The sequence below is a fragment of the uncultured Veillonella sp. genome (genome assembly GCF_963522475.1).
Taxonomy (GTDB): Bacteria; Bacillota; Negativicutes; order Veillonellales; family Veillonellaceae; genus Veillonella.
In genome coordinates, this window is record NZ_CAUQYW010000008.1 from 39703 (window position 1) to 65411 (window position 25709).

Genomic DNA, 25709 nt, shown 5'->3' on the forward strand with positions numbered 1-25709 from the left:
AAACGAAAATATATTATGGTTTTGAAAGAGAATATTCATCATTTAATGCTTTTGCAGCAGCGATATAAGAATACATTCACTATTACAACAACAGAAGAGTCCAGAAAAAAACAAAATGGATGCTCCTGTAAAATACAGGGAAGCATCCATGTGTTTAAGCTGATAAATAATATGTGACCAAGAAAATGTGTGTAGATCAAACTTCTTTTGAGTATTTTGACATGTTGAATGTTATATTTTAAATAATAAGTTTGTTAGAAAAACGTTAGAGGTTATCTATTAAATTTAGACACAATGCTGTAAAGAAGTCCTTTCTCATAGGAATTGAAATTAAATTTCCATTGAATGATAAAATAAACCAAAGCATAAAAAACAATATTACTTATAAATATATAAATTGATTTCTGTAAATCTATTTGAGACAAGATTATATTGCCAAAAAAAGTTGTTAATATACATACAAATAAGATAGGAAAAATTTTTTTCCAAAAATTAAAAATACCTAACTTTAAATATTTTTGATAATATATATTCATTAAAACCCCATTACCTATTAACATACATAGACCTGTAGCAAGTGCTCCTCCAATAACACCATATAAATCAATCCAATAATACGACAAAATAATATTTAGTATCCCCACAAATGTGTATATCATAGCTCTTATATGGAAAACATTTCTAGCTTGCATAATTGCTAATCCTACATTTTGTATTAAATCTATTGTAAATGGAATAATTATTAATAGTGTAATTGAATATACTATACTAAATTCATCACCAACCCAATAGTGAAGAAATCCATGCCCGAATATAATGAAACAACTTGTAATAAAAGAAAGCAAATAAAATTGTAGTCGACCTATACGTAAAAATAACTCTTGAAATGATTCATTATCATAATTCTCAGCTACCATTGTTGTAACTTTTGGTAATAATGTTCCGGAGATAGCTAAAGATATATTCATATAATTAATATAAATTTGACTAGCTATTGCATAAACAGCTACTGCAGCTGCACTTATTTTCATGCCTATTAATAACTGGCTACTTTGCCAAAAAATTTGATCAACCACAGAAACAATAAATAAACTAATTGACAAATTACGAATTGAAATAATAATACTATTATCCCAACCATAATATCTAAATACTATATTTAATTTATATTTACAATATATGATTTTTATAATTGCTAATACTAAGTTAAATAAAGTTTGTACTATAACAACACTTAATGCTGTTGGATAGAAATATACAGTAGCAACTATAAAGAATGGTTGAAGAATAATTTGTAATAAACTTATAAGCCTATGAAAAACGAAACGTTCTTTCGAAATAATTATTGCATCAAAAACTTTTGAAGAAAACAACATAAGAAGATTTATTAATAATAATATGAAAATAGTTTTAGCACTATTTATCATACCTGGAGTCAAACTATCACTAAAAATAGTAGGAATAAAATAGTAGAATATCAAACCTATCAAACATAGTATTAATCCTATTATCATATATAAGATTAATGACATAGTTATTAATTTATCAATACATTTCTGATTATTTTCAACTCTGTATTTTACTAAGAATCTAATAATGGTAGTAGATAATCCAAAATCCAAAACATTAAAATATGCAATTATAGATCCTAACAATCTATATAAACCAAATTCAGAAACGCCTATAAAAGTTAATAAAATTGGGACATACGCTAAATTGATAATAGTATTACAAAGCAACATAGCATATGATAATAATGTTCCTAGTTTTCTTTGTGTAGAAAGAGTTTGATTCATATTACCGCACCTTCTTATTTGTAATATTATACAAATATAATATTAGAGGTAATATACGTAAGTATAATAAAAAATATTTTATTAAAAGACCTATATCAAATTTATATACTAGATCAAATCTAAAAATTGATTTCCATATTTCACGACGTAATAATTGATTAAAGTCTTCGTTTATAGAAAAGAAAGACTGTGTATTTTCTTTACTAAAATAGTATCTATAAAAAATTTCTTTTATTACACTAAAGCCTTCTTTCATGAGTTCAACTTGGTCATTAGTATTCCAGATAAATGACTGCATTATTTTCAAACGTTGCTCAGATAATTCAATAAAATTTAATCTAAATCTATGTAATGTAGATGATTGTGTAAATATATAATAATACCAAGTACTATATGCTATTACCATATTATAGTTTTGAGATTCTAATATTCTAAAATTCCACTCTTCATCCTCACCAAAAATAAGAGAAGCATTAAAAAGATTATTGTCCATAACACTTTTTTTCAAGATTTTAGCAACTGGACCACGAGAAACATAAGAATTACTTCTCCAAAATTGCTTTATACCCAAATGATACATATGTGTATGAAGCATCTTTTTATCTTCTAAAGATAAAAGCTTAAAATTATTGTGTAAATCCCTATTTAATTCAATAGATGAAATATCATGTACGTATTCAACCAAACCATACAAAATATCTATATCATTTTCAGATAATATTTTATCTGCTTCCTCTAACATAGTTTTAGAGATTATATCATCTATATCTACAAATGTTATATATTTTCCATGACTAAATTTTAAACCATAATTACGTGCATTAGATACACCTTCATTAGTTTTATGATATATACTTATATTATTTCTTTTATAATTATCTAAATATGCTGCACACTCTCTATTACTTCCATCATCAACTATAATAATCTCATAATGATTATATGTTTGATCCAATATACTTTGTAAACAACGATCTATTTCTTCATTTGTATTATTAAATACAGGAATGATAATACTAAAATAATTCATTTTAGATTTATTAATCCCTTCTTTTTTTACATATTTAACTTAGAAAATTTATAAGTAAAAGCATATGCTATGGCTAAACTTACCCAAGTACAATAAACTACAGTAGAAGACTCATTAATATTAGATATCAAACAACCTAATAATGTTAATAGTGTTACAGATAATTTTATTTGATCACCTTTATTTAGATTTCGTCTATTACAAAATAATCGGTATAAAGCAATAATAAAGGGGATTATAAATATAATACTACCAATAATACCTTGCTCCATAAGTCTAGTCAAATAATCATTCATTGCATTAATATTTTTAGATAAAATACCTTTTGATTTTACAGTATCTATCCACATATTAATTTCTCCATTATCATTATCTTCCTTTTCAAATACATCAACCATATATAATGTACTAAATCCAGGTCCAACGCCAAGAAAAATATGGTCTTTAGATACTTGGAGACTAGCTTTAATTAAACCAAATCTAGCACCATTACTACGTGTATTATTTTTATTTAATGAGTTCAAATTACTATCTAAATATTTTTCTACATGTAAATTATTAACATGACTATTATTAACATCTACCGTCATTCCATTAATAAGAGAAATAGAAATGAATAATGCAATAATAGATACTGCAATAATAGATAAAACTTTTTTTATAAATATTCTATGGATAAATATAGACCAAAATAATAGTAGTGCCAAAAGTACTAAATACACAGCATTAGCAGTTCTTGCCTGTGATAAAAAAACGATCACTGCTAAGCTGAGACTATAGAATCCATAAAAAATTGTATATTTTTTTGAATTAGATGCTAAATACTTTCCCCATATAAAAGGTATTACAAAAGCCATATAATTACCAATATAAGATGGTTCTGAAAAAATACTTCTAATTTGTTGTTTATCCCATAATAATGGAGGCCACCAGCTATCATCACTCTTAATCACATGAAAATATGGAGTAATCGTAACTAATAAATCCTTTGCATATGAGTTTCCATAATAATATAAAATCTCTATAATTGTCACTATAATAACAATAAGACTCGATATTATCACAGCTAGATTAATATACTTCCAGTATTTATCAAAATCACGCTTTATATATAAATACATAATATATGAACCACCAAAGGTATATATAACTGTTAATATAGAGTTTTTTAGATTACGAAAAACAAAAGAAATAATTGTGCCCAACTGATCATTAGCTACTAATCCAACTTTATTTGAAAAATTATTAATAAATCCAAAAGATTCTGAGCTTGTATTAACAAAATAATTAGTATCAAAATATGGATATGTATATATCCCAATAAATAGTGATAAAATAATAGCACCAATATAAAGCACAAGATATCTAATCATAAAATACTTTGAATTATCTACTATAGGTATCTTTTTTATATATTGTAAAAATAATGTATATACACCTAATCCAACAAGGAAATACCAAGAAAGTATTCCAGCAAAATTTGTTCCTATAATGTTAATAAATCTAGGATGCGCTACATTACCAAAACCTATAAATAAAATAATACAAAAAATAAAGATTAAAGCTAATTTATCATATTTTTTTTTAGTATTTTTCTCTTGATAAAGATCAGGACTCATATATAACTCCACTAAATAGTAATAACACTATCATTAACTCTAAATTTATTAAGTACTTTTACTTCTTCAATCATATCTTGATGACTCATCAAGAAGCTCTCAGAGTCTTCTCTAATACATTTCAAGAACTCAACAATTTCGTATCGTAAACCTTCACCTTCAAATTTATAGAAATATTTTTGATTTAAGTTTACATCTTCAAAACGCAATTCAAAATACTCTGTTTTCCACCAAGGAGCTGGTACATAGATATATCCTTTAGAACCAGATATAACTAAATCACCTTCTGCCTTAGCATTAATAGCTACTGTAGCAGATGCCATTGCATCATCATAAAGAAAGTTAATTTTCGATAAAATATCGACATCATCAATCTTATGACTTATAAAATCAACGCGGTTATAATTAAAGCCTAAAAGTTTAAAGATTGCTAATAATGGATAGGATGCTAAAGATAAAATACTACCACCAGCTATTCTAATCTGATTAGCCAAATCATTTCCCAAAACTTGTGTAAAATTAGCTTCTACATTAAAGATTTTACCAATTTTCCCACTACGAGCCATGGCAATTAACTTATTAAAGGCAGGGCTATATGCCGTTTTCAAGCCTTCCATCAACACTAATTTGGAAGATTTTGCCAAGTCCATTAAACGTAATGTTTCATCAAGATCACTACTAAATGGAAATTCTGTTAATACATGCTTTTTGGCTTGTAATGCTTTTTCGATATAAGTACCACGTTTAGATAAAGGCATATTAATGTATACCGCATCTACCTCATCTAGCAACTTTTCAGATGAATCAAATTGCTCTAAATCATTAAACTGATATGATTTATATATGGTATCAACCGCATCTGCCTCTGTATACCCACCTATAATTTCAATACCACTAACAAATTTAGACTCATCTAAAAATCTATCCAAAATAACTTCATTACCAATAATACCAAATCTAACATTCTCAGAATTTCTGATTTGAGTACTAGAAATGCCTTGTGTTCTTGGTAGGTAAACTACCTTACAATACTCATTTAAATAATCAAAATAGCCTTCCCAATCAGATCCAACAGTAAATATATCTACATTAAATCGTTTGATATCATCTATTTTTTGGCCAAAATATTCTTCTACTACGATTTCATCTGCAAAACCTGTAGCACGCACATTATCAATGCGCGTCATCAAGGAATCACGAACATTAAATTTGCCTCTAGATTTATCAAAATAGTCAGACGTAACCCCAACAATAAGGTAATCACCTAATGCTTTTGCATTTTTTAATAGATTGTAATGTCCCTCATGAAATAAATCATATGTTCCATATGTTATTACTTTTTTCATAACATTCCCTCTAATCCCCCAAAATCTATTACTCTTTCCAATAAACATTAAAATTATGATGACTTACTCTTCTATCCTTAGGAGGCGGTGTCATGTAATCACCAAAGGTATTCTCTAAATATTCTACATAGCCTATTGGTCCTAAAAAGTAAGTATCTTCAAAAGGTAATTTAACATATGAATGAATTGATGATTTATTCAATATTTCAAATTTCCAGTTCCAGACATAAACTGTTAATCCAATAACATTAGAATTATCTATCTTATATCTTTTGGATATACTATTTACAAGAGAAAATATCTTTTGCGTATTTAGTCCTTTACACAATGTTATAAAAATATATTTTACGTAAGTTCTAATTTTATTTTTTAACTCTATATTATTCTCTTTTGAATCTGAAAAGTGTTTACTTGGTGTATATGAAAAAGCTGATGCATTTCCTATGATACCTAAAAATTTCTGAGTTAATAATAATAATTTTTTCTTAATAGGATTATTGGGAATTCCATCTACAGGAAATATGTCAATAAATGCATGATATTTTTTATATTTATTTTTTAATGTGTGTTCATATAAAACAGTATTTATATCACCAACTCTTCCAAATGACATATGCCAATTATTATTATTTTCTAGTGAATCAGCTTTATATCTATTGTTACTTCCATTATAAAGACTAAAAAATCTTTCATAATCTGATCTTGGCATAGCTATATCAATATCATCATCCCAAGGAATAAATCCCTTATGCCTAATAGCACCTAATAAAGTCCCACCACATAAAAAATACTGAATTTTATTTATTTCACAAAATTTAGCTACATCCTTTAGAATATTTAATTCAACTTCTTTTAACTCTTCTATAGTTAATTCTTTCATTTTTTGTCCAATTCTCATTAAAATATTCAGCATATAAATTAATAAACTTACTATGTTCTTTTGAGTCATTTGACATAGGTGTCATTATAATTGAATCATTAAATAAATAGTAACACTTTGGTACTTTATCTTTTGCTTCTTCAAAAAGGTTTAAAACGGCAACTCTAATATCAATAAATGATAAACCTAATTTATCAATTTCATTCAAAATAGAAATTACAGACCCACCCGTATCTATAGAGTCATCAACAATTAATAAGTGATTTGATTTACTTAATATATTAATAATAGATGAATCAGGAAATGATATATTTCTTTCCTTAATCGTACTATGAACACCAGACTTTAATTCTAATTTTCGTAATAATAATTTTATAGATTTAGGTAAGAGTTTTAGTATAGGAGAAATCATTGTCTTTATAGAATTAGTCTTTCTCTCTGCGTATACAGGAACAATTGGTATATTTAATTTATCCCCTATATGTTTACCAATCAAATATCCACCTTTTGCAATAAACAGAACTAAATCTGGCTTATATGTTTCATCCACAACACTAGCCAACTCATAGCTTATTTTTTTTAAGTCGTGCAACGATAGTTCTATATAATCCATTGAAATCTCCCCGTTGAATAAATGATAATAATCTATCAATAACAGTGAACTTATGAGCTATTGGAACAACCGGTGAACAAATAAAATGCGACTGCTCTATAGCCTTAATAAATTTGGTTGGCGTCTCTGGATTTATATCAGATTCTATGTAATCTTTACCTATTTCAATCCATGTATGTATATCACCACCAATTACCTTTCGTAAATTATACTTATCTGCTATTTCATTCTGTTTGCTATCATATTTAATGTCAATATTTCTACCATTATGAACCTCTATACAATCAATAGAGTCCTTAAATTCTTGTATATAACATTCATCTAATACAGTTTTATATCTCTTCTCATCATATGGATGTGGAATATACACAATTCCACCTTGCTTTTTAATTTCAAAAATAGTCTCTTTAGGTGATAAACCCGCTTTTATATTATTATTTAAAAACAACCCTATTATCTCACCATGGGTTGTCATAATCTCTTCACCTAAAATCACATATACTTTATTTCCTTTTTTTTCACAATACTTTTTAAAAGCAATAGCACCATCTAAATTATTATGTTCTGTTATTGTTATATGAGTAATACCATGGTAAAGACAGCAGCTATATAAAAGCCAAAAAGGCAAAATACTATCATGAGAAAATTTAGTATGAACATGACATACCAACTTCATTATAAACTCCTCAAAAAGACCTTAACTATTTATTCTTATAATATACATAACCTAGCTATCTAATTCAGATAATGCATCAATAAAAAGTTTCATAAATTTAATATCGCCAGTAGAAACCCTAATATAACCTTTTAAAATATCATAACTAGAAGTTTTTATAGCTATATTTTTCTCATTCAATAAAAGGGATGCGAGTACTTCTGCATCACGATTGGTTTTTATTGTTATAAAATTCCCGCCATCATATATATACTTATAGTTATTGTCTTTTAACCAGCTTATAAGGTAATCTCTTCCTTGTAACTCATCGTTTATTAATTTACTTATTAAATCTTCATTATTTATCAACTCATTTGCAAACAATAATGCAATTGAGTTTGTATCAAAAGTTGGCCGTGCATTATTGATCATAGTAATAATATCGCTAGATGCTAATGCATAACCAATTCTACATGCTGCTATAGAAAATAATTTTGAGAAAGTTCTCAAAATTATAATATGATTATATTGATTTAACAAATGCGCTTGTGTTTGTTTATAAAAATAATGATAAGCCTCATCTATAATTAACAAAGCACCTACAGATTTTGTTTTGTCCGCAATTTTTATAAATTCATTATTATTATATGGTCTACCAATTGGATTATTAGGGTTTAGTAAAGATACTATACTAGTACTATTATCAATACTATCTAAAAGTGAATCAAAATCTATTTCAAAATTTTTATCTATATCAATTTTTACATGATTTAAACCATACATTTTTGCATATACACCATACATCTCAAAGGTAGGCGAAATACTAATAAAATTAGAGTTTGGTTTACCAAATACTTCAAAAATATATTTCAAAGCCATTTCTGATCCATCTGTAATTGCTATATTATCCATAGATAAATTATGATATTTTGACAAAGACTCAATTAATGGAATTTTATTAGGATAAGTAGCTAGAAATTCTGGTGTAATTCTAGATTTAATGACTTCAACAATATCAACTGGTAAGCCTCCTGGATTTTCATTCATATCTAATCTAACTATATTATTTCTATTATTATCAGGATATTTACGTTCTAAATTTTTTATTAATGGGTTTATATACATATTTCTTATCCTCCTACTATTAAAATAATAAATTAATAGGCCCCTTTCGATTTAACGACAGCCAACACAGTTTTCAAAAGATATACAATATCAATCCACACGGACCAATTATGAACATACCAAGAATCCATTAAAACACGTTCTTCATAGGTAGTATCACTACGGCCACTAACTTGCCATACACCGGTAATTCCTGGTGGTACAAGGTAAAAGTCGTTGATGTAGTCACCGTATTTTACAATTTCATCACGCACGATAGGACGTGGACCTACGAGGCTCATATCACCAACGAGAACATTCCACAATTGTGGCAATTCATCAAGACTCGTTTTGCGAAGAAATTTACCAATACGAGTAACACGAGGATCATTCTTTAATTTGAAATCTCGTTCCCATTCTTCACGTGCTGCAGGATTTTCTTTCAAATAAATTTCCAATGCCTCTTGTGCATTCGGCACCATAGAGCGGAATTTATAGCATGGGAACTCTTTTCCATCTTGGCCAACACGCTTGTGACCAAATACGATTGGACCTGGAGAATCTAGATAAATCAATACAGCTACAATAACGAGGATTGGTAAAATCAAGATGCCTCCACATACAGTAGCTACAATATCAAAGATGCGTTTTATAATACGGTTTGACTTACGAGCTAGATTATTTTGTACACGTAGTACAACAGCTTGTTCTTCCATCATGCCACGAGCTGTAATATTACTTGTAGGCAAACCAAATAATTCAGGCACAAAGGCTACTCGTTTTACTAATAGCTGTAAATGATTGATTAAAGAAACTAGCTTTTTAGGTTCTAGCCCTGGTGCACAAATAAGAACTGTTTGTACGCCTGTATCTTTAATAACATCTTCCACATCGGAAAAAGCACCAAGACATGGATACTCTTTAGCAATGGAAGAGGATTTGGGATTATCATCTACATAACCAATAATCTTGTACGTAGCAATCGGCATTCGATCTAAGGATTTCTTTACAAGCTCTGCTGTTTTTCCGGCCCCTACAAGAAGAACTGGTGTTTTTAGATATCCAGCCTTAGAAAGTATTTTTCCAACAACAAAACGTTCACTAAGAATAAATAACAAAATAAGTATATATGCAAAAACAACAAATAGGCGAGACACATCATTAGTAACATGACCTGTATACATAAGAACAATGGATACAACTACACCAATAGTTATACTACGGAATAGATTTTTCATCGTATCCCAATAGGTAGATACTACCGAATATGTATTATTTAAAAGTAATATAGATAAAAATACTATCGGAATAATACCATATACATAAATTTCATCTATCTCAAAATGTGAGATTACCGGTAAAAACGACAAGTTTAAACGCAAATAATAAGCTGCTAACGTCCCCAAAACAATAGCAACATAATCTGCTATAAGCACTATTATTTTGCTAATAAGTAACTTATTGTGATTATTACATTCAGAACGATTCATACTAATACCCCAATTTTTAAAAAAGAGGTTGTTTTCTCAATTAACTTTAAAGAAAACAACCTCTCTTATATACGAATACAATGTACTAATAATTACTTATATTGTATCATATTTAAATGTCTTAAACTATGAAAAAACATAGATTTTAGCTATCTTTTATGTAGTTTTTAGGAAATTTTGAATCTATTTAAATCAGACATAAAAAGCAATTAAATAATATGTAAATACTTCCTAAACAGCTTTATCATTCTCATTTATTTTTAGTTGAATCATAATGCCCATAACAATCCAAAATATGCGAATACCAGATGAATTCCCCCACGTATAGTCAACAGACCCAAATAGGAATAAGTAACTAATAAAACCTATAAGGATTGATAAATCATAAGGATTTCTTATTTTAATATAATTTTTCAGAGATTTACAAATTACAAATATTGAGAATCCTAAGAAGCCAATGAGACCTAATATGCCAGATTCAGAAGCTATTTGTAATAGATTATTATGAGAGTGCCCCAAATCTTGAGTTTCTTTTTTTAATTTATAGTGCTCTCGATATGTTTTTTGCCATAAACCAGGACCTACCCCCGTCGCAGGATGATCTATAATCATCTGTTTATCCGATTCCCATACATAGATACGGCCTAAATTAGATTCATCTGTAGTTATATTAAAAGTACTTTTAAAACGATCCATATAGACTTGGTTAGAAGTAAATATATAGCCTATACCTACAGTAGCTACGATTATTAACAACAAATAACGGATATTAACAAAACAATAACGCAAAGTGATAAGAATACCATTAGCACTATTAAATAACCAAGAGCCTCGACTCTGATTTCCCCACATCCCTAATAGTATACCTAATGTAGAGAATAGAGCTGATAATCTCACATACTTAGGAAATGACTTATCAAACATAGCAACGAGAGCTAATGGGAATGTAAAAGTCAATAACATAGCTAAACCCATAACAGAACCATTAACAACACCACCAGCGCGCCCAGAAGATAAATTATGTCCTATTAATAATTGTATAAAAGCAGATATAGCATCAATCCCCATGTACAAAAAGAAAACCGTTAATATTGCATATAATTTCTGAGAACTTTTAATACATAACAGAATTGGTACGATAACTAATACCTTCCAAATCCAAATATTAAAAAAATATTTGGTAGTTACCACTATATCCGTACTAATTAATGCAGACGGCAATACGCATAGTAGCATGCCTAAATAGGCCCATCTATATTGACGTATTGAATTTGGTATAGATATTTCATGTCGCCTATACCACCAAGTTATAAGTGTAACGAGTACAATAAGTCCATACAGCAAATTCCCTAGCGCCATGGATGACCTTGTTGTACATATCATAATCGAAATGAGTACTGTCAGTATCATTTCCGAATTCTTAAGTATCCAAGATTGCATACTAACCCCTTTATCCCTAAATATTTACAATCTAATTTTCATTATATTAACAACTCTTTTACTTTATAAATATCTATTTTACTCGCAATAATGGTTTTACATGATCTTGAATTTCTTGTTCATATTGATTGAGTAAATCGTATCGCTTTCGGTATTGGCTACGCTTTTGAGATTTGATTTCCTCAATTGGTTTACGGTATTCTTCTAATGGAATTTTGAAAAACCGTTCATCGCTGCATACTATACCACCAGATTCCTCCCATAATGGATCTAGCTCTGCAACTTTAGCACGATGACCCCGAACTAAATGTGTATTAGCATAAAAACCTTCATCAGATACAGCATAGATAGATTCTACCTTACAAATGGCTGCTATATGACGCAAAAGGAACATAATAAAGTTTTTTGGGCGATATCCAAACATCTTTTTAGTAACCGTTTTAGCATTATCAAGACCATCCTTATACCCTTGAATCGTGCCAATCCACATTGAAGGCTCCCCATTAAAACCTTTCCCAAAGCGGAAGTTAGCATGATATACACCTTGTTTGCCCAATGTTAGTAACAAGGTCAAAAAGCCTTCTTTTCGTTGACCTGGTCCATAGTATAAGCGAGCTACCATATCAAGGTATTCTGATTCCCATACTATGTAGCCACGATTCATACGACTCACATCGTCATAAATATTATCTGGATCTACAGAGTACATTTCACGAATAGCATCGTCGATAAATACAGTTTTTAAATAATCAAAATGATTAATAATAGCTTCTAATCGTTCCTGTGGAGTTGAGCTTTTAAATAAAAAGTATCTTGTCATCAACTCAAATAAACCGACTTGACGGTCTAATAAGGTTGGATCAGACGTATAATTTACAAAATAGTTCTCTAGTGCCTCTATTTCTCGTTTATTTCGTATGGAGCGCATTGTATGTAGGAAAGTGCGACGTGTTTCTCTCCAACTGCGCTTGCCGTAAATCTTGCGACCTCGCTGCCATTGTGTTTGTAAATATCCCATCTTATGCTCCTATCCACTAACAACTGTAACATCAATGATTAGTGGAATGTAAATTATCTATAATAGAAACTAATTCATCTGCTACACGATTAATGATAAATCGTTGCTCCACAACATGTCGTGCATTAGTGATAATCTTTGGTAAGTCCACAGAATCACTCATTACGTATTCCATAACTTGTTGTAAGGTATCTTCGTTTAACGGATCTACAATAAATCCAGAACTGCCATTATCAATAATTTCTCTTTGTGCTCCTGAACTACTTGTAATTACAGGCACACCACAATACATGGCTTCACAAATAACAAGACCAAAAGCTTCTCTTGTAATAGTTGGTAATAATAGGCAATCAATGGAGTTATACAAAGCTTCAATATCTCTCGTAAAGCCTATAAATTTAACATAAGAATGCATTTGATGAGCATCCATGTAGCTTGTTAACTTTTTGATTTGGTCCTCTGTACCAGCTCCAGATATAAGCAAGCGTACTGTAGAATTCTTGTGATGAATTTCTTCAAGAGCTTTTAATATTAAATATAAGCCTTTTCGCTCTGTAATACGTGCACAATAACCAAAGGTAGTTACCTTATCTTTCATAGGCACTCCCTCTGCAAAGGATAGAAAACGCTTAGGATTGATACCATTATACACAATATAATACTTGCTAGCATCCTTAATGACAGGTGTCATAAGGTCATCATAAACAAGTTTAGATACACATACAAAGGCATCAACTTGTTCATTAATCCATCTATGATATAAATCGGTCTTACCAGCCACAAGATTATGCTTGATAAATACTAACTTAGCACCTGTTAAGTGTTTTAGCGCAATACAAAATAAAATATATTTACCAGAGTGACATATGATGGTATTAATACCTTTTTCTTTTACCTCTTTTGCCACTGCATTTATAGATAGAAAACCTTTCAAAGTATATAAATTGCAAGTCATCACATGTCCTACTTGCGCATACCGTTCTTGCATATCTACATTTGATTGGTCTACTAAAATATGAGCAGTCCTATGTCGTTGTTGTAATTGTTGGCAAATATCATATACATATTGCTCTCCGCCACCCCACACTTTGGCGCCTACTACGTTCAGTATCGACATAGATACCCTCCTTTAAATATATACTGTAATTAACTATATACATTTAATCATATATGCAGTTATTTTTCATCTATTTTTTAGAAAACAATGTCTTTTCGTGGTTAATGAACCACATAGTCATCAATGTCCAATCTCGTGCATCGTCAGCATGATTATCAATAGGACGAATTAGCTTAACCGGTTTATAGGACGGTATGTTACTTTCACCATAGTCCATACGAACATCACCCATCCTATGTGGAGTAATCCACTGATACGGCGTAACCAACGTATCTGGCTGTTCATCAAATAATGACGGTACGATGGAATAATATTCGAAACCCTTTGGTGCAATGGCCTCAATAATGGTAGGCATGAGGCTCATATGCGTGCCAATTGACGCCGTAATCGTATCTTTGTTGAAAGCAGGATGTTGTAACAATCCTACGGTACAAAATGTGTCGCGCAAGGTATAATCCCGTTGAATTAAGGATGTATTATTCAAAGATCCAAATAGATTAGAATGGTCACCAGTGACAACAAATAAGCTATCTGGAAAGGCCTCTTTCATAGCATTTATAAAGTTAAAAATCGCCTTATCACTATAACGATAAGTAGCCAATTCCTTATTGCGTTTCTTATTGAATTTTAAATCATCCCCAAGATTTGGCATGACCTTCTCAGGATCATAATCTAATAAAGAATCCTCCATTTTATAAGGACCATGATTAGATGTGGTGTAAATAAAATGGAATGTAGGATGTTCTAATAATTTGATTTCCTCTTCGATATGTTCTAAAAATACATGGTCATAAACGCCTACCCAAGTCTTAGGTGCATCGGGACCACAAAAAACGGAAGCACTTTCTACGCGGTCAAATCCTTGAGCCTTACCGAAGTGATTAAAGTTACCATACGATGCATTGCCACCATACCAGTAAATCGTATCATAACCTAAACGCTTCATTTGAAATGCCAAAGAAGTCGGCAATGGTTCATGCCAAAATGCTTCCCGTTCATTGATTTCCATACCCGCATCATAGACACCAGATAGCAGACTCACAATGGATGGACGAGATACATTACCGGCAGGCAAGAAATTAGGTACTTGCGCCGTATGTGGATTATCTTTAAAATCCCATAAACCAGGACATATATTGAGTTCCTTATAAGGTTTATCAAGAGACCATTGCGGGATACTTTCACCAACAATAAAGAATATATGTTGTGGTTTATCAATACGAGGACCTGATGCAACGCGCTTAAATGCATGAAGCGGTGTATTCAAATCCTGCCAAGAATCTTTATATTCCTTAGGAACAATACGGTGAATCGCGTCATCAATGTCCTCAGCAGATGCGGTATATTCATCACGAAGTGGATGTTTTAGCACCGTTTCTAAGGCACATAGATCTGGCACTGTAGCACGAGCAAAGAATATATCCTCTTTTACCACTGTAGGAATCGTATCCCATTCTGGTTTATCATCGTGAGATAGTGTTCCACCATAGCGGAACCAATAAAACCCCAAAACGGAGGCAGCCACAAGACCTATATTCCAAGCTACAGTAGGCCAAGTTCCTTCAATAGTTGGATAAGGTATAGATGGCAAGGATAAGAAGAAATCTCCCATGTACCAGGATATAAACGTAATAGGAATCAAGCCTAAAATGACGAGAATTCCTCGATCTTGATTAAAGAATACATCAATTAAATTACGTTTCTCTGCATGATTTCCATAATGAACCATATAGTTATACGTATCATGGAAATGCTTGTAGAAAATCATTTTTCCTGCAAAGGCTACATATAATACACAGGAATAAATAGTTAATCCCACTAACCGTACAGTATCTTCTATTTGATGATACTCATCAAATAATAATGCAGGGAGCGTCACTAATACTAAGGGTAATAAGAATACATAAGCATCAAAATCCATACCCCACCAGAAGCCGTAACGCAACGAACCTAATACAGATTTCCAGCGTCCCTTCCATGTAGGGTAAGGATTATAAACGATCATAAATATAATTCGAAAGATGGTGCTCAATATAGGAGCCCAAAGCATTAGTTTTATATTTTGTTGTAGGGATAGAAAAAATTGTTCACTCATTCATACTTCCATATCTACTTCAAGAACAATACTCCCCCACAGCAATCTACTATACTAAATTACTGATTATAATTGCCCATCAGATTTGTTTAAATAATATAATTTTACATATTTCGTCATGGTGTACATCATATGGTAGATCGATAATAGAAAACCTATCTTTCCATCTAATATGCCACCTTGCAAAATATATATCTTAAAAAATGCCCATGTTGGACGCAATATAATATCCCCTAAAAAACTACAAGATTTCCCTTGTGCCTTGTATTTATTAGCTGCTGCCGTCGTATACTTATTAAACTTCTCAAAGAATTGATGCCAGTTATCATACGTATAGTGATATAATTTTCCCTCTAATGTATCTTGTGGATAAGGACTAATAAAAGCTTCATGAACAGCACCTTCCACAGTTGCACCCTCTCGAGGCATCAATCGTAACACCTTATCAGGTCTCACCACACCATGGGTTGCCTGATTGTGATGGAATAGATTATATCTATGTAACCAATAAGCCTTCGGTTCACCGTGTATAGCTCGTTGAATAGACTTTGCTAACTCTGGTGATACACGCTCATCAGAGTCAACAAATAGAATCCATTCACTCTGAGCTTGTGAAATACCAAAGCGTCGTTGTTGTGACCAGTCTCCATTTAAAGGATGTGGTATAACCTTAGCACCTAAATCTTCTGCTATTTCAATGGTTCTATCCGTACTTCCATCATCTATAACTAGTATTTCATCTGCACATTGAATACTTTTTATGCAGTCTGCTATATGCTGTTCTTCGTTGCGAGCTAATATAATAGCCGTAATTGTTGACATAAGTTGCCTCGATATTTATATAATTTCAATCCGGATATAAAATTAATTACTTATTCAATTATAAAGATTTCTTGATTCGTTCCAATCCAAACATCATATGACCATACAGTTTTGAGATAATTGGAGCATGGAGTGCACCGTATAATAACACTTGATATTTAGCACCTATGGCAGGCATATCAGAAGACTGTTCCTCTTGTTTTAAATACTCTAGCATATGCTCTATCTGTTTTTCTTGTAATTCTGGTTTTGCTAGGTTAAAACCAATTCCCCCAACAGCACTGCGAATGGCTCTATGACGACAGTATCGCACAAAGTCTGTCATACCTAGTTCCTCAGCTAATGGTTGACGATATAAATATGAACAAAATAACCCATATTTGCTCTTTGCACTCCAATTACTTGTAATTGAATTTTCATTATCACAATTATAAAAGTAAAGAGATTTTTGTAAATAATAAACAGATGAAAGATTTTTAAAGACCAACGGCATAATCATAAGGTCCTCAAAATCTGTATTTTCTTTTAATCGAATTTCTTTCCATGCATTTGCCTTAAAAAATTTATTACATAAATAATTTGGAATTTTATCTTCAATCAATGCTGTATACGCACTTTTAATATCTATGAAATAATGTTCATCCATATGTCGTGGACTTATCTTGCCATTTTCTACAACAGCGATATCAAAAACAACTACATCTACTTGTTTCTCATTAATTGTTGATAAGCAATCTTCTATCATAGTCGGTGCTACGTAATCATCACCATCTACAAAGGCAATGTATTCCCCTTTTACGATAGCAAGTCCATCATTACGCGTCTTACTAACACCCATATTACGCTCATGATGAATAACAGTAATTCTATCATCCCTTGCTGCATAATCATCACAAATTTGTCCACTATTATCTGGTGAACTATCTTCAATCAATATGATTTGTAAATTACTATATGTTTGATTTTGTAAACTTTCAATACACTTACCAATATATTCTTCTGCTTTGTACACAGGAATAACAATTGATACTAATGGTCTATTCTGATTCTCCATAATTATACACCTTCTTGTTTATATGCCTGTGCCGCTTTATATCCCTGTTTATATTTCGATTTAACCCTTACATAAGCCAATTTATCTTGTAATTGATTCCATTTCAAAGAACACCAATCTTTAAAACTGCCCTTACGAATCGTAGACTCACAAAAAACTGATCCATCACTAGACTCTAATCGTAATTGTAATGAACTAGTACTTAACTCTCGCTCAATTGTACTCTGTAATGCACAATCATCTACATATTTACCATTAATTAGCCACCTATAAGAATTTTTTCGTCTTGTTTTACCATATGTAGTCATATCTTCTCTAAGACTTTCAATATAAGGCGTAATCATTGGAATTTTTTCACCTGGATATACCACCCAATTATACATAAAATGATTATCTGCTAATATATGGCAATAATCATATATATCATTATTAGCACTATACAATTCTATTTCAGATAATCCCAAACATTGTTTATCAATATATATATCAATCCACTCTAAGAATAATGGTTTATCAAAAATATAAGATATACCCTGCCCTATATGAATAATTTCATCTAGTTGCACATGTTTACCAGCACTAGTTTCAATACGAATAGAGTATAATTCATGAGACTTATGTACACTACCAAATAACTGAATTACCTGTATTTGGGTAATTTTTGTAAAAGAAATATGAACCTTACGTTTTGTATCATCTACTGATGGCATCCACATATAGTTATTTGCATCATATACATTAGATTTGACATCTACAGTGTTAAAACGTAAAAAGTCATTGAGATAGTTAGCATTCCCAGATGAAACTGTTATATCTGCATGTAAAGCTATATTATCAGTTCTTCTTTTCCAAAATACTTGATCACCATTAATAAGTCGAGAACCACGTTTATACCCTTGTTGACTCACATGAGACGCCATAGCCTTAAAAATAGGATTTTGTATTAATTTCTTTTCTCGACATGCTTGAGGAACCGACATTCTTAGACGATGTATCCAAGATAAAGTTGGATTTCCTGTACTAAATTCATCAGTTGGTAATGCTTTTTTATTTATTACAGTAGATAATAGATGATTATTATAGTAATCATCTATCGTTTCATATCCTGTAGCATAAGCAAAACCTTTTAAAAGTTGAGGTCTAAACTCAGTATGTTTTATAATCCATTCCATTGCACTTTCAACTGCAAATGCACATAATCTGTGGTCTACATGAGTATCATAATCCGTAGCTATAATTGTATCTGGTTTAAAATATAAAATTACATCAATCACAGATTCTACAATACTATTCCAAGAATATAGTTTGGGCTTAGACATTACTAAACTAGCAAAATCAGCTCCATATGTTTGATTATGATTAGCATGACTCGTAATAACTGCTGATTTATTATAAATAATTTCATGACCAATAAAATCGCCAAATCCTAAGAAAATAATATTCTCTTGAGGTAATCCAATTTCTTTAGCCATTTGATATGTCTCATTACATCGCACATCAAAAGTATATTCATAATCACCATTTGTAAGAAAAACTACATATACATCTAGCCCTTCTTGTATCGCCCCATATATAGTGGCACCAGCCATATTAATCTCATCATCTTCGTGAGGAACAATAAACATAACTGAATGACCATGAAAGAATTTTTCGTAAGAAAAACTAGATGCATTCATAAATAGAAAAACTCCCAATTACTAATTCTATATACTATTTACAATTACTGTATAACATCCCCATGTTTAATCCGCCATGCCGCTAATTCACGCATGTTTTTAATCATATCACCATAAGCTTGAGGCATATTTGTACCTTGGTCCATGAGTTTTCCACTATTATCTAGATAGAGTCTATGATTAAAGACAAATTTCTCTTGTGTAAACAAGCTTGGCACCATGGCTTCATAGGTTTGACCAGGTCGACCTACAAGTTCTGCCAATGTTGGAATGATTTGAATACTCATACCAAAGGCATTAGGAGCAAGCCAATCTTTATGAATGCCGCGACCATAAAAGATAATTGGAATCGTAGACGCCACATTAGGACCTACTTCACGAGCAAAGGTAAAACGTTCGCTATGGTCCCCAGTAATAACGAAGAGTGCCGATGGATCTGCTTTTTCTTCCCTAGCGATATATTCACCCATTACATGATCTGCATACCAAATATGACCCATTTCGTTCAATTCTTTATCTGTTTCAGCGATTGTATCAGGCAAATGGCCTTTTACCTTGTTCACATCATAGCCCTCTTTAGCAACGTTAACGCTATATGGAGGATGATTAGATGTGGTCATGATTACATTGAGGATTTTTTCCCCTCTATGTTGATCCATGTACGCGGAAATCGCTTTAAACATATCCTTATCGGCTACGCCCCACGCATTACTTTCATCACTTGGCATTTCAGAAGCATCATGGAATTCATCAAAACCTTGAGATAGAGCAAAGTTCTTAACATTTTGCCATGTACTAAAACCGCCATACCAGAATACTGTTTTATAGCCTAGTTTTTTCATAACAGAACCAATGCCTAAGCCATACGGTTGTTTGAAGCTTTCACCTTCGTAGTTCGGATATAGACCTGTATCAGGCATACCAGTTAATAAACCATTGATAGCTGGCATGGTACCTGTACCTTGAGCAAGCGCTAGCTGTGTTCCCATCGCTTGAGGGCTAGCAGCGTATTTACGGCCTTGTTCAACGAGGTACGCACCAGGTTCATTGTATTCAGCGAGGAATGGCCACAAACCATAGGATTCACCGAGAACGATATTAATGGACTGCGGTTGCTCCTCTAAACGTTGGGTTGTAATAGTTCTTGTGAAAGAACCATCAAAATCTTTACCATTATATGTACCACCAACAGCACTAATCTTTTCGCTCAATTCTTGAGGCGTTAAATTGATAACCTCTAGATCTGCAGCACGTTTAGCGATGCTTTTAACGCGATAAAGTGCCTGCACATCATCGAGGATAGTTTCGTTTAATAAATTAGAACTGAGGCGCGCCGCACTTTCCCAGTTGATGGAATTCGTATAGTTAAAAGCACCGCCAAATCTAAAGAACAGTCCTAATATACCGATAACTACAGTCAATACAATTCCTGTAATCCATTGCGTTTTCTTCGTCTTAGGATACCAAGTGTTACAACCTAATTGAGTATTAGCATAATCACTATATTTCTTTGTACCCCACGCCAAAAATTTGACGAGGAACCAACAAAGGGCTGCGCTCAACACAACGGCTCCAACGATATACATCAATGCGTTATATTCATTGATGGCTGTATTAACAATGGCACCGATATCATCGTTCTTACCATTGATGAGCATCGCATTATAAGAAGAATTAAAAATCTTATAGAACGGAATACGTCCCAAGAATAAGAATGTTAATAATACAGTGGCAATGGAATATATAACCTGTTTAATACGCAAAGATGGCCATTTCGGTACAAAGGTATGCACCAATGTGCCTCCTAAAAAGCCTATTAAACACAAAGAACCGACGGTCTTGAGACTCAATCTAAAGCCTAGCCATAAGGACGTAAGGATATTCTCCATCGTCACTGAAGCTAGTTGTGATTGAAATACTGCAAGAAACACGATTCTAAATGCAGTCAATAAAGCAGAGAAAAAGATAAATACCTTAATCTCCGTCTTTATTCCTTCAAATAATCGTTGCCATCGGTTCATCATTAACCCCTAACTGTTCTGTCCTATAACCTAATTGTTATATAACGTAACTACTATGCTACATATCCTAACCACTACATATAACCAAACTATAATGATATATAACAAAACTACATTCTATACTGCCCAAATTTTAATCATTCTAAACACAGTTTAGATTTTATAATCCTTACAAACTATTCTATTTAGAATTATGTTGGATATTTCTTACATTTAGGCCCCTTACACCGTTTACATTTACCGCATCCACGGTCGATAGTCCCAGTACTTGCCAATTTCTTAGCACTAGTACTCTCCTGAGCCTTCTTATAGCCCTTACTATTCCATACGGAAACTATCGTTTTTGCTTTTTTTCGGATTCATCCTTTTTGGATTTTTTATCCTTCTTCTTATCTTTTTTCTTGTCTTTCTTTTTATTTAACTTATCTTCGGATTTAGAATATTTATCTTCCTTAGAGTTTTTAGACTTTTTATTTTTTTTGCCTTTTTTATCCTCTTTACACTTCTTTTCGTCCTTAGATTTTTTTCCCTCTTTAGATTTCTTATCTTCTTTGGATTTTTTAGACTTATCATCAGTCCCATTGATACGCGCCCATTCATCATCTACGCGTTTCAATTGTTTTTTAAGAAGCTTTTCCATCTTCTTATTAGATTTATCAGAATCCAAACCAGATTTGCCAAATAACAAAGCATTTACCGCTGTATACGGATCAATAGAAGTTATGTCATCTTCATCCTTATCAATATCATCATTGAGTACATCATCTGAGGATTTATGTTTATTTTCTTCATCCAAATGACGAACTTCTAAACTTTCCACACCATCTAAAGAATTAACATCCATATGCTCTACTACATCTTCATCAAAATTAGATACTTTATGATGAGAGCTTTCACCAGAACCTGTAAAAAGCCCACCCATAGAATGTAATTCATTCAACTTGATATGATTCATACCCATTGTAGAATCATGTTGTACAGGAATATCGGATAATTGCACCTGTTCCATAGCGTACAAATCATTATTATGGCTAGCACCCTTGCCAATATAGGATTTATCATAAATAATGCTATCGTCTTTACCATCGCCTAGTACATCGCCAAATAAATCCTGTTCAAGAGAATCATAGGTATGTAGCATAGACATTCTTTTTTGAACCTCTTCAATTTGATTCCATAAATCAACGAGAGAGGATGTGTAGTATATCCGTTCCTTAACCTCTAAATATGCTTGATAGACAATAGCTAATTCGGACTCATTGAGACCCTCTTCAGCACCGATTTCTTCAATCATTTGTTGAATCTGTTGATCTCGATCATATCGTTTAATTAAGGCCTTACGAATACGTTCAATCAATGCTGTATCGATGATTTCCACGGGTACCTCCATTCTTCAATACACTCAGCCCTATCCACTACATTAGCGTATACGAATCAATGTATAGAACCATAAAAAATAATTTGATTTTATAATCTCTAATATATTATTATAGCAGAATTTATCTGCTTTTTCCTTAATAATCAATGCACTAAAATAAATTAACTGAATACACTAAAATTCGTTCCTTTTCATCGCTTTCTTCAAATAGATTGCTGCAATCGATAGGTTCTTCTTGTTCGAGTCGCACATGGTTATTTAAGAAGTTTTCTACCTCTTCATTTACGTAGTAGAAAAAAAGCTTAATTTCACGAGGATGATGATACAGGGAATCAAATATATTTCCTAAGACCCGCTTAATCGTATGGAGTGCAAAGGGATTAAAGAAAAAGCATCGATCTGCTTGATCTGGTAATTCATAAAGCGCCGCATCACCATGAACAAAACTTACACGGTTGCGAGCAGCTGGGCTTTCACCATTGATAAGAGCCTTTTCATATAATCGTTCATCGTATTCGATACCAATAGAATGACAACCCGTTTGGTAGGCCATAAAAATGCTGACACGACCCTTGCCACTACCATAATCGATGAGGGTATTTTTCTTGTGGATATGATCGCTGTTCGCCAAGCGCTCGAGGACGCAATAATTTGTCGGCTCGTACGGATGATGCTCCGTATCAGACCGACTATCATCGCGACCTGCTGTCTTTATTTGTAATATACTTTCCCATTCTTGGTCGGTTGCCATTGATACACTCCCAACTATCGTAAATATTGCGCCATGTTATATTGTTGTTGTTTCTATTATACTATCTTACAAAATCTACTACTAATTTCCTATTACATTATATTTCTCTATCAATAATAAATATTACCTATGCAATCAATAAATAAAGATTATCTATCCAATATATGTAATTATAAATTACACAAATTTTAATAAATTGCACTAAATTTAATTTTATTATATAATTTAATCAATATTTTGATAAATGCTGTAAAATAAGGAGATATAATGAATAAAATCTTATTAATGGCCCTTGTGCTAGGCACACTTTCCACGACAAATGCACTAGCTGCTACGGACATGGCTACTACTGTTTCTAGTACAAGCTCTACCACTGCTACTTCTGAAGCTAAGACTCATCAAACAGAAGCGTACGGCATGCAATCTGTAACGGCAGTGCCAAAAATTTATGGTGATGGTGAAAAAATAGCGGCTATTATCATCAAATATCCAGAAGCAATCCAAGAAAGTGCACTAGCGCTCAATACTTTCACGGTAGAAGGCAAAACAATCAACAATATCTATACTAATTCTGTGCCTGAACTGAAAGAAAATTACAAATCTACAGCTAAAGGTTTGCACAATGGTGCCCCTCAAATAGATACAACAGTAGGACAAACAAATACAGTCAAAACTAGTAAAAAAGACAAAAACTCTAAAGCTACAGCAGCTGATCAATACGTTGTAGTGGAATTTGAATATGAAAACTCTACACCATTCGTATTAGCACCACGCTCTAATAAACCTAAAAATAATAGTGCTGTAGGCGGCGATGCACCGCTGCGTTCCAATCGTAAATTGCCTGATTTAAACGTTACAGTCACACAAGTTCAACCGGTAGTGACAAAAACAGGTACTATATACGGCCCTTCACAAACGAGCGTAATCAATACATCTACGGCATCTACTATTATGGATGATTTTAAAACATATATTTACACAGATCCAACTACGGGTAATAGCATTCCTTACAATATATTTTTACCGAAAAACTATGATGCATCAAAACAATATCCTCTATACTTCTTCATAGCTGACTCCAGTGCCAATATCAATGATAATCGCACGGTACTATTCCAAGGTAATGGTGCTACAGTTTTCGCGAGCCCTGAGGAACAAGCAAAACATGAAGCTATCATCGTTGCCCCTCAATACACTCAAGATTTAGTAGATACACTTGGTATGATGACTACCGATAAAAATGAATGGACTCCAGGTCTTACCTTAGTAGATAATCTATTACATCATGTCATCGCTACGTATCCAATTGATAAGAACCGAATTTACGGTTCTGGTCAGTCTCAAGGTGGTATGGCAAACATTGCTATTAGCGACAAACATCCTGATTTGTTTACTGCTCAATTCCTCGTAGCATGCCAATGGAATACGGAGGAAATGAAAGTATTAAAGGATAAAAAATTGTGGATTCTCGTATCCGAAGGCGATGACAAAGCATATCCTGGCATGAATATAGCTACTAAAAATTGGGCCGACTTAGGCACTAAAATTGCAACCTCTCCTATGTGGGATAGCCATTCTACACCGGAACAATTCGACGCATTGGTGAAAGCTACAGTCGATCAAAAGGCTCCTATTAATTACACGGTATTTAAAGATGGCAACCACATGTACACATGGTCTGTAGCTTATAATATCGAAGGCATTAGAGACTGGTTATTTAGCCAAACTAAAGAAAAATAGACCCTATATAAAAGCACCCTATGGGGTGCTTTTATTATATTTTCACTTGCATCTATATGTACTA

At 32.1% G+C, this 25709-nt stretch carries 20 protein-coding genes; 1 reads left to right on the plus strand and 19 read right to left on the minus strand.

Going from position 1 to position 25709, the window contains the following annotated elements:
• Window positions 1-272: 272 nt before the first annotated feature.
• The 19 genes from RWP19_RS05915 to RWP19_RS06005 form a co-directional block, all read right to left on the minus strand.
• On the minus strand, window positions 273-1796 hold the full coding sequence (locus RWP19_RS05915) for a polysaccharide biosynthesis C-terminal domain-containing protein (protein ID WP_314356846.1): 1524 nt from the start codon (window positions 1794-1796) through the stop codon (window positions 273-275).
• Between the two features lies 1 nt (window position 1797).
• Window positions 1798-2826: a glycosyltransferase family 2 protein gene (locus tag RWP19_RS05920; RefSeq protein ID WP_314356847.1), complete on the minus strand. Its 1029-nt coding sequence runs from the start codon at window positions 2824-2826 to the stop codon at window positions 1798-1800.
• Window positions 2827-2852: 26 nt separating this feature from the next.
• Entirely contained in the window at window positions 2853-4445 is a 1593-nt protein-coding gene (locus RWP19_RS05925; RefSeq protein ID WP_314356848.1) for an O-antigen ligase family protein, read from the minus strand.
• Window positions 4446-4456: 11 nt separating this feature from the next.
• Window positions 4457-5791, minus strand: a complete 1335-nt coding sequence (locus RWP19_RS05930) for an adenylyltransferase/cytidyltransferase family protein (protein WP_314356849.1) — start codon at window positions 5789-5791, stop codon at window positions 4457-4459.
• A gap of 28 nt (window positions 5792-5819) precedes the next feature.
• Window positions 5820-6671: a LicD family protein gene (locus tag RWP19_RS05935; RefSeq protein WP_314356850.1), complete on the minus strand. Its 852-nt coding sequence runs from the start codon at window positions 6669-6671 to the stop codon at window positions 5820-5822.
• The gene (locus RWP19_RS05940) at window positions 6634-7284 is read right to left on the minus strand and encodes a phosphoribosyltransferase (RefSeq protein ID WP_314356851.1); all 651 of its coding nucleotides are present in this window, start codon (window positions 7282-7284) and stop codon (window positions 6634-6636) included. Before RWP19_RS05940 ends, RWP19_RS05935 begins: the two co-directional genes overlap by 38 nt.
• Window positions 7235-7960 carry a PHP domain-containing protein gene (locus RWP19_RS05945; RefSeq protein WP_314356852.1) on the minus strand — a complete coding sequence of 242 codons (726 nt, stop codon included), beginning with the start codon at window positions 7958-7960 and terminating at the stop codon, window positions 7235-7237. The genes RWP19_RS05940 and RWP19_RS05945 overlap by 50 nt, the downstream gene beginning before the upstream one ends.
• 51 nt (window positions 7961-8011) lie before the next feature.
• Window positions 8012-9064: a histidinol-phosphate transaminase gene (locus RWP19_RS05950; RefSeq protein WP_295258544.1), complete on the minus strand. Its 1053-nt coding sequence runs from the start codon at window positions 9062-9064 to the stop codon at window positions 8012-8014.
• Window positions 9065-9096: 32 nt separating this feature from the next.
• Window positions 9097-10533, minus strand: coding sequence for an undecaprenyl-phosphate galactose phosphotransferase WbaP (gene wbaP, locus RWP19_RS05955; protein WP_314356853.1), 1437 nt, complete (start codon window positions 10531-10533; stop codon window positions 9097-9099).
• Window positions 10534-10764: 231 nt separating this feature from the next.
• Entirely contained in the window at window positions 10765-11769 is a 1005-nt protein-coding gene (locus tag RWP19_RS05960; RefSeq protein WP_314356854.1) for an O-antigen ligase family protein, read from the minus strand.
• 277 nt (window positions 11770-12046) lie between these two features.
• Window positions 12047-12991 (minus strand): DUF535 family protein, encoded by a 945-nt coding sequence (locus RWP19_RS05965; protein WP_314356855.1) that lies wholly within the window; start codon window positions 12989-12991, stop codon window positions 12047-12049.
• A gap of 31 nt (window positions 12992-13022) precedes the next feature.
• Complete coding sequence (locus tag RWP19_RS05970; protein WP_314356856.1) at window positions 13023-14108, minus strand: glycosyltransferase family 4 protein; 1086 nt, start codon at window positions 14106-14108, stop codon at window positions 13023-13025.
• Between the two features lie 70 nt (window positions 14109-14178).
• Window positions 14179-16203 carry an LTA synthase family protein gene (locus RWP19_RS05975; protein ID WP_314356857.1) on the minus strand — a complete coding sequence of 675 codons (2025 nt, stop codon included), beginning with the start codon at window positions 16201-16203 and terminating at the stop codon, window positions 14179-14181.
• Between the two features lie 66 nt (window positions 16204-16269).
• Window positions 16270-17025, minus strand: a complete 756-nt coding sequence (locus RWP19_RS05980) for a glycosyltransferase family 2 protein (RefSeq protein ID WP_314356858.1) — start codon at window positions 17023-17025, stop codon at window positions 16270-16272.
• Window positions 17026-17083: 58 nt separating this feature from the next.
• Complete coding sequence (locus RWP19_RS05985) at window positions 17084-18079, minus strand: glycosyltransferase family 2 protein (protein ID WP_314356859.1); 996 nt, start codon at window positions 18077-18079, stop codon at window positions 17084-17086.
• 2 nt (window positions 18080-18081) lie between these two features.
• Window positions 18082-19755: a PIG-L family deacetylase gene (locus RWP19_RS05990; protein WP_314356860.1), complete on the minus strand. Its 1674-nt coding sequence runs from the start codon at window positions 19753-19755 to the stop codon at window positions 18082-18084.
• A 44-nt stretch (window positions 19756-19799) separates the two neighbouring features.
• Complete coding sequence (locus RWP19_RS05995; protein ID WP_314356861.1) at window positions 19800-21779, minus strand: sulfatase-like hydrolase/transferase; 1980 nt, start codon at window positions 21777-21779, stop codon at window positions 19800-19802.
• Window positions 21780-22110: 331 nt separating this feature from the next.
• Entirely contained in the window at window positions 22111-23154 is a 1044-nt protein-coding gene (locus tag RWP19_RS06000; protein ID WP_314356862.1) for a transcriptional regulator, read from the minus strand.
• Window positions 23155-23305: 151 nt separating this feature from the next.
• A complete protein-coding gene (locus tag RWP19_RS06005; protein WP_314356863.1) occupies window positions 23306-23905 on the minus strand; it encodes a class I SAM-dependent methyltransferase in 600 nt (199 codons plus the stop codon).
• Between the two features lie 267 nt (window positions 23906-24172).
• Between RWP19_RS06005 and RWP19_RS06010 the strand changes: the two genes are divergently transcribed.
• Complete coding sequence (locus RWP19_RS06010) at window positions 24173-25645, plus strand: alpha/beta hydrolase-fold protein (RefSeq protein ID WP_314356864.1); 1473 nt, start codon at window positions 24173-24175, stop codon at window positions 25643-25645.
• Window positions 25646-25709 lie beyond the last annotated feature (64 nt).